This window comes from Brevundimonas sanguinis (assembly GCF_029636725.1).
GTDB classification, from domain to species: domain Bacteria; phylum Pseudomonadota; class Alphaproteobacteria; order Caulobacterales; family Caulobacteraceae; genus Brevundimonas; species Brevundimonas sanguinis.
This window is the reverse complement of the sequence record NZ_CP116770.1, coordinates 2853568-2868162: the sequence shown is the minus strand read 5'-3', so window position 1 is coordinate 2868162 and position 14595 is coordinate 2853568. Positions and strand designations below refer to the sequence as shown.

Below are 14595 nucleotides of genomic sequence, written 5' to 3'. Positions count from 1 at the left end.
GGAAATTCGGGATGAGGCGCAAAAAATACGCTCAATTCCCAAAACTGTAACGAACGACGTTGTGTGAGGCGCCGTCGCGATCGTCGGCGCTGCTGCCCCAGGGGTAGCCTTTATCGTCGCCGCAGTAGGACCGTCGGCCCTGGCGAGCGTTCTGCACCACCAGGCGCGGGCGCAGCCGGGCGGCGCCGCTGAAGAGGTTGTCGGTGATGGTGTTGTAGGACGGCGTCTGGTGGCGGATGACCCCCCGCTCGCCGCAGTTGCGATAGAGGAAGACGCCGGGCCGCCCGCCCAGTTCGAAGCGGTTGCCGATGATGCGATTGCGGGCCGAACCGTCGATGGCGATCATCTCGCGCTGGGTCCGGGTGCGGAGCAGGTTGTCCTCGATCCGGTTGTCGGCGCTTTCGGCGTCCAGATAGATGGCGGTTGAGACGCTGTCGCCCTCCAGGGTCGACCCCAGCAGGCTCAGACGGGTGACGCCCGGACCGACATAGAGTGGGATCGTCCCCGCCGCGCGGATCGTCACGTTCTCCAGCGTCACATGACTGGGCGCCGTCGCCTGCATGCGGTCGGTGTGATCCCTTGTGCGCGAAGAGGCGCGCAGGTCGTCATAGCGTCCATCGGCGCCTATGCCCCAGACCCGCACGGCGCCGTTGATCCGGCAGTTGCGGATGCGGACATCCGTCGGACGGCTCCACAGGGCGGCGTCGATGCGGCGCGACCAGATGGCGATGGTCGGCGCCGAGGCTGCGACCGGAACGTCCGGGCGGCCGACCGTCCCGCCGCCGCAGTCCAACTGGGCGCCTGAAGCTTCTGCGCCGATGATGCGCACGGGACGGACGATCGCCTGGTCCGGCGTCAGCGTTGCGCGGCAGGCCAGCAGGTAGGGGGTATCGGCCTCGGCGGTCAGGGCGGCGATGTCCTGCGCGTCGCAGGGGCGGGCCGCGGGCAGGGACCAGGCTTCGGCGGAGAGCAGCAGGAAGGTCGCCAGAATGCTCATCGCGTCGCGGTCAACAGGACGCGGCCGTCAGGGCAGGGGCGTGGCCAGGGCCCGCGCCTCGGCCGCGCAGCCGGGGTTGCGCGCGCCCGTCGCACGCACGGCGGCCAGTTCCGCTCGCGCGGCGATCAGGTCGGCCTGAAAAGCGGGCTGGGCGGCGGCGGCCTGAAACACGGCGCGGCCCAGTTCGTCGCCGGCGGCCACGTCGCGCGGATAGTGCATGGCGCAGACCAGTCGGCTGCGGCCCAGTTCGTCGCCCATGCGGCGGGCGGCCTCGGCGCGGGCCGGATCAAGGGCGGCGAAGGCTTCGCCATAGACGGCGCCGACGGTCGAACTGCCCGACGGATAGGAGGCGCTGCGTCGGCCCGCCTCGGTCAGCCGCTGGCAGGCGTTGCGCTGAAGATCGTCGCCGACCGGGCGGGGGCGATGGGCGCGGGCCTTGACCCGTTCGGCGACGGTGTCGGCGTCATGAAACAGCCGCTGCATCAGCCGGGTCAGTTGCGGAACGGCGGCCGGGTCCAGGCGCGCGTCCAGGGCGCAGTCGAAATGCTGCAGCGCCAGCGGCGGGCGCAACTCGGCGTGAGCCGTGGCCAGCAGCCAGCGGTCGGTGTCTTCCAGGGCGATGAAGCGGGCGGAACGGGCCTTGTCGTCCAGATCTTCGGCCGAGCCGGGGGCAGGCGGCGGGGGGACGGCGTCGGCCAGGACGGCCACGACGGTTTCGTCCAGATAGCCCGCCACGACAGGCGCGCGGGCGGCTTCAGGCCGCAGAGCGGCGGGCGTTCCGGCGCAGGCGCTTAACAAGACGGCCAGGACAGCCGCCGTCGCCAAGGCGCGCGGGCCGCCCGGTGTGCGCATCAGGCCCCGGCGCTCCAGGACAACTGCACCGAGGTCAGGCCGTCTTCGCCCGGCGAGGCGACGACCTGGAGGCTGGCCCCGTTGTCGCCGGATGCGGCGGCGCCATAGGCGCGGGCCTCGCCCTGATTCATCGCCATGATCGAGGCCAGCCCCGCCTGCTCAGCCCGCTGGCGATAGAAGGCCACGACGGCTTCCGGGTCTGCATCGGTGCTGAAGGTGATCAGGCCGCCGGGCCCGCTGGGCCCATTGGCGGCGATCGGGGCGCCGTCAGCCTGGGCTCCGGGGTAGACGACGGCGAAGGCGGGCGCGCCGCGGATCGCCCCCGCCGAGGCCGGGGACGCGCCGCCAGTCGAAGCGGTGGCCGAGGCGTCTGAAGCGGCGGCCGAAGCGGCGTCAGGCTCGAACGAGCGGGCCGCAGCCTCTTCGCCCTGGGACGCAGCGGGACCGTCGCACGCCGCCAGCCCGATGCTGAACGCCAGGACCCCGATCGCCACGCAACGCCTCATTCCCACTACATCCTCAATGTCGCTAATGGGGCGCACCGTGGCCTATCCGTGCGGCGGCAGCAAGGCGGTTCAACCGGTAGGGGCGTCGACGTCGTCGCCGGGCTGGCCGGTGGACTTGCGCGCCTGTTCAGGCCCGCCGGCAGGGCGCGTGGCGGCGTCGCGCGCGGCCACGCCTTCGCGAGCGAGCGCGTCGTTGATGACATCCTGGTCCGGATCAATCTCGGAGCCCGACGCCGATCCGCCCCGCAGGGAGCCGGCGCGGGTGTCGGAGCCCGAATCGGTGCCCTCCAGCGCCTTGTTCAGCGCGTCGCGCAGGTGGCCGCGATCAGTCTTCTCGCCCATGGCGGCGGCTTCGCGGCTCTCGTCGTTTTCGGTCTTGGGGTCGGTCATGCAGATCTCCCGTGGCTGGACCAGAAACAAGCGGCCGGGAGGCGGGGCGGTTCCGTCGGGCCTGCGCGCGCGCGAAGCCGGCAAGAAAAAAGGCCGGAAGCGTGCGCTTCCGGCCCTTGATGCATCCGGCGAGCCGGAGGCGTCTTCTTATTTGCCGAACAGCTTGGCCCACTGGCGCGGCTCGCGCTTCTTCCACGAGTCGCGGTGATAGGCGTCCGAACCGATCAGCGGCACGACGGTGGTGGCTTCGGCGTAGACCATCTGTTCGTAGGTGGTCGAAACCTTGCCCCACGAGGCGGCTTCCTGCAGCGTCGAGGACGAGCAGGCGCCGTCGCGCACGTCGGCGACCGTGATCTGCACGGCGTATTTGTGCATCTCGGCGTCCTCGCCGAGGATCTCGGCGCAGACGACGGTGTCCTGAGCGAAGTTCTTGGGCACGCCGCCGCCGACCATGAACAGGGCCGTGGTGCCGGCCGCGATCTTGATGTCGGTCAGTTCGCGGAAGTCCGCGACCGCGTCGATCATCATGTACGGCTTGCCGGCCTTGGCGCGTTCCTTCTGGTGCTTGACCAGGCCGAAACCGGCCGAGCTATCGACGAAGGCCGGGCAGAAGATCGGCACGCCCTTTTCATAGGCGGTCTGGATCAGCGAGCCGGGCTTCTTGGCGTTGCCTTCCGACAGCCACTTGCCCATTTCCCAGATGAACTCGCGCGAGGAATAGCCGCGCGGCTCCAGGCGATTAGCGATCTCATAGATCGCGTTGTCGCAGTCCTGCAGCTCTTCTTCGTCGATGTAGGTGTCGTAGATGCGGTCGATGTAGTTGTCGCGCAGGATGTTGTCGTCGACCGGGCCCGCAGCTTGATAGTGCTTGTAGCCAAGCGCTTCGAAGAAATCCATGTCGACGATGGAGGCGCCGGTGGCGACCACGGCGTCGATCATGTTGAACTGCACCATGTCGCGATAGACGTGCATGCAGCCGCCGGCCGAGGTCGAACCGGCCAGGATCAGCCACGGCGAGCAGGTCTCGTCTTCCAGGGCCATGTTGAAGATGTCGGCCGCGCGGGCGGTGTCGCGCGAGCTGAACGACATCTTGCGCATGGAATCGATGATCGGGCGGGCGTCGAAGCTGGTGATGTCGACGTGCTCGACGGTGGTGGCCAGCAGTTCGGCTTTTTTGTTCGACTGAACGGGAGCGTTCATTTCAGCGGTTTCCCTCGGATTTGAGCGCCCGTCGTCAATAAGGAACAGCGGCCCGGACGGAGCGACGGGCCGCTGCTTGTACCAAAGCCTTGAGACATTTTTCAGTTCAAGGCGGGGTGTTGTGGATCAGCGCTTGCGCTTGCGCTGGCCGGCCTTGCCCTTGGGACGCGACAGGCGAACGATCTTGCGGGCGTTCTCCTCGGCCGTGGTGCGCACGGTCGGGATGGAGCGCGGCGCCAGGCCGTACATCGAACCCATCGGGGCGTCCTCGACCACGGCGATGTCATGCTCGCCATAGCCGTTGAAGCCCGTCGTCATGGCCACGCCATAGGCGCCCAGCATGCCGATCTCGATGAAGTCGCCTTCCTGGACATCGGCGGGCAGCCAGAACGGGCCGGGCATGTGGTCGATGCTGTCGCAGGTCGGGCCATAGAAGCGGAAGGGCTTCAGTTCCGACGCCGCGTCTCCGTCCCGCACCAGCTTGGTCGGGAAGGGCCAGCGCGAGTGGGTGGCGTCGAACAGCGAGCCGTACGACCCGTCGTTCAGATAAAGGGCGTCGCCCTTGCGCAGGTCCACGCGGCACAGCACCGACGACGATTCGGCCACCAGCGCCCGGCCGGGTTCGCACCACAGCTCGGTCGTTTCGGACACCGGCATCTCGTTGAAGCCGCGATGGATGGCGTCGGCGTATTCGCTCAGGTCCGGCGGGACCATGCCCGGATAGACCGACGGGAAACCGCCGCCGACATCGACGATGTCGACGAAGACGCCCGCCTTCTTGATGGCGCGGCCGACCTGGGTCATCGCCGCCTCATAGGCCGAGGGGCGCATGCACTGCGAACCGACGTGGAACGACACGCCCATCAGGCCGTCCTGAACCGCCTGGCGGGTGGCCAGCAGCAGGGCGGGGGCCTGATCCGGGGTGACGCCGAACTTGCCCGACAGCGAATAGGCCGCGCCGTCGGCCGACACGCCCATACGCACGACCAGGTTCAGGTCCTCGGCGTGGCCGGTGGCGTCGAGGATCTTGTTCAGTTCGTCATGGCTGTCGAGCACGAAGGTGCGCACGCCGTGGTCGGCGTAGGCCGCACGGATGGCGCCGCGGCTCTTGACCGGGTGCATGAAGGCCAGACGCGCGTTCGGGCTGACTGATCGAACCAGTTCGATCTCGGCCAGGGACGCGACGTCAAACGCGTTGACGTCCTGTTCGACCAGAGTCTCGATGACCCAGCGCGAAGGGTTCGCCTTCACCGCATAGAAGACGTCGGCTTTCAGATTATCCTGGAACCACTGCGCCGCTACGGCAACGGAGCGAGGACGCACGAGTGCGACCGGACGCTCCGGGGACCGCTGACGGACCAGGTCCAGGGGAAACTGGTACGTGTGCAACGCACGTAACCCCCTGATGATTGTTAAACCCAGACCCGGCGTTAGCGGCGCAAGTAGGACCTACGGGGTCCGCCGGAACGCGCGATATGGGGGCATTGGCGTGTCATGTAAAGCGGAAATATTGCGGCGCGGTTCCCCGATCCGCAGCGGCGATAGCGTCCCACGGTCTGCATCGGGCCGCCCGACGGCGGCTTGGCCGAGACGGGGCCGGCCCGCTTGCCCTTCTGCTTCTATATGGGGTTGCCCGGGCTGACGCGGCTTGGGCGCGGCGTCCCGAACATGGGGCCGGTGGGGGCCGCGAGGCGGCGCTGCGCGGCCGGGGCGATCGGGTCGAACGGGCGGCTTCCAAGGCGGAGGCCCTGTGCTGAAAAGGCTCACCCACTGGACGTAATCGACGCAGACATGCCATTAAGACTTGCCCTTGCGCCCATCTCGCGTCATGCGGCGCCCCCTTTGTCGCAACCTCATCCATGGGTTCATGAGTTCTTCAACAGCCGCCGTCGCCTCTGTCCGCGACGTCTCGAAGACCTACGGGGCCAGAAAGGCGCTCGACGGCGTGTCCGTCGAGGTCGGCGCCGGTGAAATGGTCGCCCTGATCGGTCCTTCAGGGTCGGGCAAGTCCACCCTGCTGCGTTCGATCACGGGTCTGCACCCGATCGATCCCGGCGGGACCATCTCGGTTTTCGGCGATGTCGTTCAGCAGAACGGCCGCGTCACGGGCGCCGTGCGCCGTGCGCGCGGACGGCTGGGCATGATCTTCCAGCAGTTCAACCTGGTGGGTCGGCTGAGCCTGTTCTCCAACGTCATGTTGGGCGCGCTTGGCCGTCTGCCCGCGTGGCGCGGCCTGTTCGGCGTCTGGCCGGGCGCGGACAAGGACAAGGCCATGGCGGCCCTGCACCGCGTCGGCGTGTCCGAATACGCCGCCCAGCGCGCCAACACCCTGTCGGGCGGCCAGCAACAGCGCGGCGCCATCGCCCGCGCCCTGGTTCAGGGCGCCAAGGCCATTCTGGCCGACGAGCCCGTCGCCTCGCTGGACCCGGTGTCGGCCCGCAAGGTGATGGAGCTGCTGGTCGAGCTGAACAAGCGCGACGGCCTGGGCGTCATCGTCACCCTGCACCAGGTGGACTACGCCATCCGCTATTGCGACCGCGTCGTCGCCCTGCAGAAGGGCAAGGTGGTTTACGACGGGCCCTCGACCGGCCTGGACACCAAGCGCCTGATTGAAATCTACGGTCCCGAATACGAGGACGCGTTCTGGGAAGCCAAGGCATGACCCATTCCAAATTGACCCGCCGGATGCTGGGCCTGGCCGCCGGCGCGGCCCTGGCCGTCAGCCTCGCGGCCTGCGGCCAGGGCGACAAGGCCGGCGCCGCCAAGGGCGCGCCGTCCGAGATCAGCTTCGCCATCCTTCCGGCCGAGGGACAGGCGTCCTCCGGTCCGCTGTGGCAGCCGCTGCTGGACGACATGACCAAGGCCGTCGGCGTGCCGGTGAAGCCCTATTTCGCGTCCAACTACACCGTGCTGGTCGAGGCCATGCGCGGCAATCAGATCCAGGCCGCCTGGTTCCCGGCCAAGACCGCCATCGAGGCGATCGAACGCTCCAAGGGCGAAGTCGTCGCCCGCATCGTCGATCCCGAAGGCCGCGATTCCTACCAGTCGACCCTGATCGTCAAAAAAGGCTCGGGCATCACGCTGGACGACGTGCTGGCCTGCGGCAAGAAATACGACTTCGGCATCGGCGACGCCCTGTCGACCTCGGGCACGCTGGCGCCGATGACCTTCCTGTTCAATCCGCACAATGTCGTGCCGAACGAGTGCTTCAAGACGGTGCGCACGGCCAACCACCAGGCCAACTCCTTCGCCGTGGCCAACGGCCTGGTGCAGGTGGCGACGTCGAACACCATCAACACCGTCTTCATCGGCCGCTCCAACCCGCAGATCGCCGCCCAGCTTGAAGAAATCTGGCGCTCGCCGCCGATCCCGGAGGCGGGCATCGTCATCCGCGAAGACCTGGATCCGGCGATCAAGGAAAAGATCCGCGGTTTCTTCCTGACCTATGGCCGGGGCGAGGGCGCCGAGGCCGAGCGCCAGCGCAAGATCCTGAAGGACCTGAACTATTCGGGCTTCAACCCGGCCGACGAATCCTATCTGAACCCGGTCCGCGAGATGATCGCAGACCAGACCCTGACCGAGGCCAAGGCCAAGGGCGACGCCGCCGGCGCCGCGCGCGCCGAGGCTGAACTGCAACGCCTGCGTCGCCTGCGCGAGGTCCAGCCTTGACCGACGCTTCGCTTACCGCCGCCGCCGGCATTCCCAAGGCGCCCGCCAAATCGGCCGGCGCCTGGGCGCTGGACGTCCTGATCTGGGGCGGTCTGGCCGTCCTGCTGCTGATCAGCATCGAGGCTGTGGATCTGGGCAATCTGTCGCGCCTGATCACCAACTCGTCCAATATCCAGACCTTCGCCGCCGACCTGCTGCGCCCGAACTTCGCCGACTGGCGCCTGTTCGTCGGCAAGATGTGGGAGACGATCCAGATCGCCCTGTGGGGCACCTTCCTGGCCATCTTCCTGGGCGTGCCCATGGGCCTGGCCGCCGCGCGCAACATCGCCCCGGTCTGGGTGGTGCAGCCGGTGCGCTGGATCATGAACATGCTGCGCTCCATCCCCGATCTGGTGATGGGTCTGCTGTTCGTCGTCGCCGTGGGCCTGGGTCCGCTGGCGGGCGTCCTGGCCATCGCGCTGAACACGGCAGGCGTTCTGGCCAAGCTGTTTTCCGAAGCGGTCGAGTCGATCGACAAGGGCCCGGTCGAAGGCGTGCGCGCCACCGGCGCGTCCAAGCTGCACGAGATCGTCTGGGGCGTGATCCCCCAGGTGGCGCCTCTGTGGACCTCTTTCGCCCTCTACCGTTTCGAATCGAACAGCCGCTCGGCCACCGTGCTGGGCCTGATCGGCGCGGGCGGCATCGGCCAGGTCCTGTTCGACCGCATGAACGGTTTCGCCTTCCGCGACGTTTCGGCCGTGGTCATCGTGGTCATCGTCGCGGTGACCCTAATCGACTTCCTTTCGCAGGCGATGCGTCGACGTTTGCTCTGACTGTCACAAAGGTCTGGCCGGACCGTCACACTCTCCTGCTTTAAGCGTCGCACACTGACGACTGGAGAAGGTCCGGCCATGATCCGCACACTGAAGTTTACGGCCTGCGCGGCCGCCCTGCTGGCCCTGGCGGCCTGCGGCGACAACGAGGGCGGCGCCCCCGGTTCGCAGAAGGCCCGCACGGGCATCTGGGCCGCCGGCTCCTCGACCGTCTTCCCCTTCTCCACCCGCGTGGCGGAAACCTTCTCCCGCAACGGCGGCGGATCGTCGCCCCGGGTCGAGGCCCTGGGCACCGGCGGCGGCATTCAGGCCTTCTGTTCGGGGATCGGCCCGTCGACCCCGGACATCGCCAACGCCTCGCGCCCGATGAAGGCCAGCGAGTTCGACCGTTGCGTCGCCAACGGCGTCACCGACATCGTCGAGCTCAAGATCGGCTATGACGGCATCGTCGTCGCCACGGCCCGCACCGGCCAGAGCTTCAACCTCGAATTGAACGACCTCTACGAGGCCCTGGGCAAGGACGTGCCGGGCGCCGACGGCCAGTTCGTCGCCAACCCCGCCAAGACCTGGAACGAGGTCAACAAGGCCCTGCCGGCCACCCGCATCCAGGTCTATGGCCCGCCGCCGACCTCGGGCACGCGCGACGCCTTCCTGGAGCTGGGCATGGCGCCGGGCGCCAAGCTGATCCCGGCCGTCGCCGCCATCGAGAAGCAGGACAAGACCCGCTTCGAGACCATCGCCCACACCCTGCGCGAAGACGGCGCCTGGGTCGACTCGGGCGAGAACGACAACGCCATCGTCCAGACCCTGACCCGCACGCCGGGCTCGCTGGGCGTGTTCGGCTTCTCCTTCCTTGAGCAGAACATGGACACGGTGAAGGCCGAGACCATCGACGGCGTGGCCCCCTCGGTCGCCACCATCGCCGACGGCTCCTATCCCCTGGCCCGCAGCCTCTACATCTACGTCAAGAAAGCCCACATCGGCGTGACGCCGGGCCTGGAACAGTTCGTACAGGAGTTCATGTCCGACGGCTCGGCCGGTCGCGGCGGCTATCTGCAGGACCGCGGCCTGGTGCCGCTGCCCGCCGACCAGCTGGCGGCCGAACGCGCCAAGGCGGCGGCCATGACCTCGATGTCGCGCCCGAACTAAAGAGCGCCCCATCCCAAAAAAATAGGCCCGGCGAGTCTCCTCGCCGGGCCTTTCATTTGCAGGCGACTGCTTAGAAGTCGGCGGTCAGGCCCACGAAGATGTAGCGACCCATCGCGTCGTAAGTTTGCGGATAGGTGTTGTTGTTGCCCGTCGTGCCGACGCTGTAGGACAGCGGCGGATCGCGATCGAGGATGTTGTTGACCCCGGCGCGCAGGCGCAGGTTCTCGCGAACCTGCCAAGTGCCGGCCAGGTCGAGGTAGTTCTGGGCGTCGAACGAGCCGTCCAGGCGATCGGTCCCGCCCAGATTGTCAACTCCGCCGTAGTAGCGCCAGGTCAGCGAGAGGTCGCTGCTCCACGGCGTCTGCCAGGTGACGCGAGCGCGGTGACGCCATTCGTTCTTGGGCGTGCCGCATTCATTGCCGAAGAAGCCCACGCAGTCATACGGGGTGACGCCTTCGCCCGGATCGGTCTCCAGCTTCTCCAACCACGAACCGACGAAGTTGAAGGCCAGCTTGCCGTATTCGCTGAGGTTGAAGCGCTCCAGCTCCAAGCCGTAGTTGACGTTCACATCGACGCCGGAGGTTTCCAGCCCGCCGATGTTGGTGTTGAACGCCTCCACATAGCCGCCGGTGGTCCACAGGGTGCCGATATCGCTGCGGACGATGCGGGCGCAAGCGGCCGGGTCGTCATTCTCATAGCAGCGTTCCAGGGTCACCAGCGGATCGATGATGTCGATCCGGTCCTTCAGCTTGATCGAGTAGTAGTCGACCGAGATGTTCAGCCCGGGAGCGAACGACGGCGTGAACACCGTGCCGATGGTGAAGGTGTCGGCGGTTTCCGGCGCCAGGTCGGGGTTGCCGGCCTGCAGGAAGTTGTACTGACCGGCTGGGCTTTCCAGCAGGCCGCCTGCGTCCGTCGCCAGACCGTACTGGGCCGCAGGCACGCCGGTGGCGACGCACTGCGCCAGGCTGGCCGTCGGGTTCGGGCCGCAAGGATCGCCGTCGGAGTCGAACAGGTTCAGGCCTTCCGGCCGGAACAGTTCGACCACGTTCGGCGCGCGGGTGGTGCGGGCGAAGCTGGCGCGGAAGCGGATGTCCTGCACCGGCGCCCAGTCGAGGCCCAGGCCATAGGCGTCCGAGTTGAACTTGTCGTAGGTGGACCGACGATAGGAACCGTTGATGGACACCTGCTCGGCCAGGGGCTGGCCCTCGATCAGCGGCATCCGGAACTCGCCGAACAGGTCGTAGACCTGAACCGAGCCGGAGACGTTCGGGGTGGGTCCGCCCTGACCGGCCAGGTCGCCGGTCTGGAAGGCCACGTCCGAAGCGGCGTCGAGCTTGTCACGACGGTACTCGGCGCCGAACGCGACCTGCAGACCCTGTTCGGCCCAGGGACTGGCCCAGCCGTACTTCGTCAGGTCGCCGGTCATGGCGGCCGTCAGAACCTGCTGCTCGGTCTTGCCGCGCTGAAGGCCGGCCACCTGGATGTAGTTGAGGGCTTCCTGCGTCACGCCGTCTGGCGAGTAGAGGTTGTAGGGCACGCAGGCGGCGTCGACCGGAGCCAGCGGGCCGGTCGGGCCGTCCGGATCGATGGCCGAGACGCAGGCGGCCTGACCCGTGGCGGGGTCGATGGCGACGTCCAGGGCGCGGCCGATGCGGATGTTGGAGAACTCGTTGCGGTAGATACGGCTCAGCTGGACCTTCGAATAGGTCGCCGCGATGTCGTAGCTCCACGCGTCGTCCAGGTCGCCGCGGATGCCCACCACCCCGCGATAGTTCTGCGAGCTGATGTCGTCCTGACGGCCGCCGCCTTCGACGTTGCGTCGGCCCACCAGAACCTCAACGCTTTCGACGCCGGCGGCGCACCCGAGACCGGCGGCCTGAGCGGCGCTGAGCAGGGGGTTGTCGCAGCTGATGTTGTAGCCGCCGTTGGCCGAGGTGCCGCCGCCGAAGAAGATGCCGGACGGGGCGATCTGGGCGACCGTGCTGTAGTCGCTGAACGACAGGCTGGTGAAGGCCTCGATCTTGTCGTTGACCTGATAGTTGCCGAAGGCCCCCAGGGTGTAGCGCTCATCTGGGCGCTGGAAGTGGTTCAGCGGCCCGAAGTTGTAGGCGTCGTTGCCCGTGTAGTTGCGGAAGCCGCCGCCGTCGGCCACGGTCAGGTTCGCGCCGTTCTCCAGCGACAGGAAGCGGCCGGTGGCGTTGGTCGACGAGCCGCCGCAGGTGAAGTCGTCCCCGGCTTCACCGCCCAGCGAACAGGCCGAATAGTCGCGATCGCGGCCCAGGATCTTGTTGTTCTTACGCCAACCGGCATAGGCGGTCAGGTTGCCGCGATCATCCGGGGCGTTGACGCCCATGGCGATGGTGACCTCGCGGCTGAAGCCGTCCATCACATTGTCGTCGGGCAGTCGGAACTGCGACGGGTTGCCGCTGGCGCGGCCCTCGATGACGCGGCGCAGGTTGCCGGGGCCGTCATAGTCGTTGTTGTGCTGGTTGAAGCCGTACTGCGCGTCGATCTGCAGACCTTGGAAATTCTTGCGCATGATGAAGTTCACGACGCCGGCGATGGCGTCTGAACCGTAGACGGCGGCGGCGCCGCCCGTCAGGACCTCGACACGCTCGACCAACTGGCCCGGAATCTGGTTCAGGTCGGCGGCCGTGTCGTTCGGCGAGCCGTAGCCCATACGGCGCCCGTCGATCAGGACCAGCGTCCGGTCAGGTCCGAGCGCGCGCAGGTCCACGCTGGCGGTGCCCGAGGCGCCGTTCGAGACGGTCGAGTTCTGCGCCGCGAAGGCCTGAGGCAGCTGATTCACCAGGTCTTCGACCCGAGTGACGCCCTGAACGTCGATGTCCTCGCCGGTCACCTGGGTCACGGGGCTGGTCGTAGTCAGGTTGGGCTGAGGAATGCGCGATCCGGTGACGATGATGTCGCCCACTCGGGCCGCTTCTTCCTGGGTCGACTGCGCGGCGGCCGGGCCCGCGAAGGCCGCGATCGTCATGCCTGTGATGATCGTTGATGCAAGCAAATGCTTGCGATTAATGAAGGTACTCAAAGGAAGCCTCCTCTTGTCTGCCCTGTCCTATGGGGTTCCCAAGGACTTTATCGATCAGGTCTTCGACATCGACATCGTGAGCATTGATAACGGATCAATCTCGATCAAATGTTAGGCGCGTTATGTCAGTCTTCGCTATGTCAAAGGCGATGGCGGATATAACGAGGTCTTCTGTGTCTCTAATTGAGCACATATCAGCCGCATTGATGTCAGATTTGATTAGGTCGGCTAGGGAGGGTTTCGTGCCAAAATTTTTCAGAAATCTGCGGCTAAGGCGCCAGGAAAGGGCTGTTTTTTCAGCAGCCGCGATAATGCTGGTCTGGGGGGCGGGAGGTTCCGTCGCGGCTCAGGCCCAGGCTGGATCGGACCGGCTCGCCCCCCTGCTGGACTGCCGCCGGATCGAGGACAGGCTCGCGCGCGTCGATTGCTATGACGCCGTGACGGATCGGCTGGCGGCGGCGCAGACAGCCGGGGACCTCGTCGTGGTCGATCGCGGCAAGGTCACGGAGTTGAGGCGGCAACTGTTCGGCTTTGCAGCGCCGGCCATGGGCGCGCTGTTCGGCGCCGCAGACCACGATCGCGTCGAGTCTATCGAAACCACGCTAGATCGCGCCGTTCAGCAGGTCGACGGCAAGTGGCGATTCCACTTGGGGGACGGCTCCCAATGGGGCCAGGTGGACTTCGATCCCGTCCGTTTTCAGAACAGGCCCGGTCAGGCCGTCAGGGTGCGCCGGGCGGCGCTGGGCAGCTATATGCTGACCACGGGCAACAGCCGCGCGGTCCGCGTCCAGCGCTACTAGCGCGCCTCTACGCCGCCGCGCGTCGCCTCAGACGCGCCACCCGGCGCAGGCGGCGCCAGAAGCGGCCGCGCGCGGGCTCGGGATAGGGCTGCAGGTTCTCGATGAACTGCTCGGCCGAGGCGCGCCAGCTGAACTTCTCAGCATAGGAGCGCACGTCTTTGCGGTCGAGCTCAAGGCACTTCAGACAGGCGGTCTTCAGGTCGTCGTCGATGAAGCCGGCGCCCGAGCCGGGGATCAGGTCGATCGGGCCATGCGCCGGATAGGCGGCGACCGGCGTGCCCGTGCCCATCGCCTCCAGAATCACCAGGCCGAAGGTGTCGGTCCAGCTGGGGAAGACGAAGACGTCGGCGTCGGCGAAGCAGCGCGCCAGCTCCTCCCCGAACTTGGCCCCGAGGAATTTGGCGTCCGGGTATTTCTCTTCCAGATCGGCGCGGGCCGGGCCGTCGCCAACGACGATCTTGGTGCCCGGCAGGTCCAGGCCGAGGAAGGTCTCGATGTTCTTCTCGACGGCCACGCGGCCGACGTTGAGGAAGAAGGGACGGGGCCACGCGTCGCCGCCCATCTCCTTGTAGATCGGTTCAAGGTCGGGGCGGAACAGCTCGGTGTCCACGCCGCGCGTCCACGGCGAGACGTTCTTGAAGCCGTGCTCGACCAGTTCGTCGCGCAGGGTCGGGGTGGCCACCATCAGCCGCCCCGACGGCTTGTGGAACCACTTCATATAGGCGTAGCCGACCTGAACCGGGATCGGGAAACGAGCCGAGACGTATTCCGGGAATTTGGTGTGATAGCTGGTCGTGAAGGGCAGCTTCCACTCCACGCAGATGCGCCGCGTGGCGATGCCCAGCGGACCTTCGGTGGCGATGTGGACGGCTTCGGGCTCGAAGGCGCGCAGGCGTTCGCGGATCTCTTCCTCGGCGCCCAGGGCCAGCCGGATCTCCGGATAGGTCGGGCAGGGAATGGTCTTGAACTGGCTGGGTTCGATGACCTCCACCTCATGACCCATGGCGCGGCATTCGGCCACGGTGCGGGTCAGGGTGCGGACGACGCCGTTGACCTGAGGCTCCCAAGCGTCGGTGACCAGAACAATGCGCATGAAGTCGATAGGGCCTTGAGCCGTTCGCGAAGGTGAAACTTCTAGACGCTCCGCATGACGAAGGCGAGACGGCAT

Annotated in this window: 13 protein-coding genes; 5 read left to right on the top strand and 8 right to left on the bottom strand. The window is 67.1% G+C overall.

All coding sequences use genetic code 11. From position 1 onward, the window contains the following. Nucleotides 1-31 precede the first annotated feature (31 nt). The 6 genes from PIB44_RS14095 to PIB44_RS14070 all read right to left on the bottom strand — a co-directional run bounded on the left by PIB44_RS14095 (nt 32) and on the right by PIB44_RS14070 (nt 5334). Nucleotides 32-997: a right-handed parallel beta-helix repeat-containing protein gene (locus PIB44_RS14095; protein ID WP_278069837.1), complete on the bottom strand. Its 966-nt coding sequence runs from the start codon at nt 995-997 to the stop codon at nt 32-34. A 27-nt stretch (nt 998-1024) separates the two neighbouring features. Further along, entirely contained in the window at nt 1025-1849 is an 825-nt protein-coding gene (locus tag PIB44_RS14090) for a phosphatase PAP2 family protein (protein WP_278069836.1), read from the bottom strand. Continuing rightward, entirely contained in the window at nt 1849-2343 is a 495-nt protein-coding gene (locus PIB44_RS14085) for a hypothetical protein (RefSeq protein WP_278069835.1), read from the bottom strand. The genes PIB44_RS14090 and PIB44_RS14085 overlap by 1 nt, the downstream gene beginning before the upstream one ends. A gap of 81 nt (nt 2344-2424) precedes the next feature. Beyond that, nucleotides 2425-2745 (bottom strand): ribonuclease, encoded by a 321-nt coding sequence (locus PIB44_RS14080; protein WP_025978647.1) that lies wholly within the window; start codon nt 2743-2745, stop codon nt 2425-2427. 147 nt (nt 2746-2892) lie between these two features. Beyond that, nucleotides 2893-3945 carry a 1,9-bis(guanidino)-5-aza-nonane synthase gene (locus PIB44_RS14075; protein ID WP_024355263.1) on the bottom strand — a complete coding sequence of 351 codons (1053 nt, stop codon included), beginning with the start codon at nt 3943-3945 and terminating at the stop codon, nt 2893-2895. Nucleotides 3946-4071: 126 nt separating this feature from the next. After that, nucleotides 4072-5334, bottom strand: coding sequence for a type III PLP-dependent enzyme (locus PIB44_RS14070; protein ID WP_278069834.1), 1263 nt, complete (start codon nt 5332-5334; stop codon nt 4072-4074). A gap of 478 nt (nt 5335-5812) precedes the next feature. Here PIB44_RS14070 and phnC point away from each other — a divergent pair, with 478 nt between their 5' ends. The 4 genes from phnC to PIB44_RS14050 all read left to right on the top strand — a co-directional run bounded on the left by phnC (nt 5813) and on the right by PIB44_RS14050 (nt 9575). Continuing rightward, nucleotides 5813-6607: a phosphonate ABC transporter ATP-binding protein gene (gene phnC, locus PIB44_RS14065; RefSeq protein ID WP_025978649.1), complete on the top strand. Its 795-nt coding sequence runs from the start codon at nt 5813-5815 to the stop codon at nt 6605-6607. Further along, the gene (phnD, locus tag PIB44_RS14060; protein WP_134581676.1) at nt 6604-7614 is read left to right on the top strand and encodes a phosphate/phosphite/phosphonate ABC transporter substrate-binding protein; all 1011 of its coding nucleotides are present in this window, start codon (nt 6604-6606) and stop codon (nt 7612-7614) included. Before phnC ends, phnD begins: the two co-directional genes overlap by 4 nt. Then, nucleotides 7611-8426, top strand: a complete 816-nt coding sequence (gene phnE, locus PIB44_RS14055; RefSeq protein ID WP_278069833.1) for a phosphonate ABC transporter, permease protein PhnE — start codon at nt 7611-7613, stop codon at nt 8424-8426. The genes phnD and phnE overlap by 4 nt, the downstream gene beginning before the upstream one ends. Nucleotides 8427-8504: 78 nt before the next feature. Then, a complete protein-coding gene (locus PIB44_RS14050) occupies nt 8505-9575 on the top strand; it encodes a substrate-binding domain-containing protein (protein WP_278069832.1) in 1071 nt (356 codons plus the stop codon). A 70-nt stretch (nt 9576-9645) separates the two neighbouring features. Here the strand turns inward: PIB44_RS14050 and PIB44_RS14045 are convergent, their stop codons facing one another. Beyond that, nucleotides 9646-12573: a TonB-dependent receptor domain-containing protein gene (locus PIB44_RS14045; RefSeq protein WP_278069831.1), complete on the bottom strand. Its 2928-nt coding sequence runs from the start codon at nt 12571-12573 to the stop codon at nt 9646-9648. A 365-nt stretch (nt 12574-12938) separates the two neighbouring features. Here PIB44_RS14045 and PIB44_RS14040 point away from each other — a divergent pair, with 365 nt between their 5' ends. Beyond that, a complete protein-coding gene (locus tag PIB44_RS14040; RefSeq protein WP_278069830.1) occupies nt 12939-13427 on the top strand; it encodes a hypothetical protein in 489 nt (162 codons plus the stop codon). 7 nt (nt 13428-13434) lie between these two features. Here PIB44_RS14040 and PIB44_RS14035 read toward each other — a convergent pair whose 3' ends face one another. Continuing rightward, complete coding sequence (locus PIB44_RS14035; RefSeq protein WP_025978655.1) at nt 13435-14520, bottom strand: glycosyltransferase family 4 protein; 1086 nt, start codon at nt 14518-14520, stop codon at nt 13435-13437. Nucleotides 14521-14595 lie beyond the last annotated feature (75 nt).

Bases quoted from the DNA above. Each gene is read 5' to 3' on its own strand.
- PIB44_RS14095 (WP_278069837.1), bottom strand. From the start codon at position 997: ATGAGCATTCTGGCGACCTTCCTGCTGCTCTCCGCCGAAGCCTGGTCC.
- PIB44_RS14090 (WP_278069836.1), bottom strand. From the start codon at position 1,849: ATGCGCACACCGGGCGGCCCGCGCGCCTTGGCGACGGCGGCTGTCCTG.
- PIB44_RS14080 (WP_025978647.1), bottom strand. From the start codon at position 2,745: ATGACCGACCCCAAGACCGAAAACGACGAGAGCCGCGAAGCCGCCGCC.
- PIB44_RS14075 (WP_024355263.1), bottom strand. From the start codon at position 3,945: ATGAACGCTCCCGTTCAGTCGAACAAAAAAGCCGAACTGCTGGCCACC.
- phnC (WP_025978649.1), top strand. From the start codon at position 5,813: ATGAGTTCTTCAACAGCCGCCGTCGCCTCTGTCCGCGACGTCTCGAAG.
- phnD (WP_134581676.1), top strand. From the start codon at position 6,604: ATGACCCATTCCAAATTGACCCGCCGGATGCTGGGCCTGGCCGCCGGC.
- PIB44_RS14050 (WP_278069832.1), top strand. From the start codon at position 8,505: ATGATCCGCACACTGAAGTTTACGGCCTGCGCGGCCGCCCTGCTGGCC.
- PIB44_RS14045 (WP_278069831.1), bottom strand. From the start codon at position 12,573: ATGACGATCGCGGCCTTCGCGGGCCCGGCCGCCGCGCAGTCGACCCAG.
- PIB44_RS14040 (WP_278069830.1), top strand. From the start codon at position 12,939: ATGCTGGTCTGGGGGGCGGGAGGTTCCGTCGCGGCTCAGGCCCAGGCT.
- PIB44_RS14035 (WP_025978655.1), bottom strand. From the start codon at position 14,520: ATGCGCATTGTTCTGGTCACCGACGCTTGGGAGCCTCAGGTCAACGGC.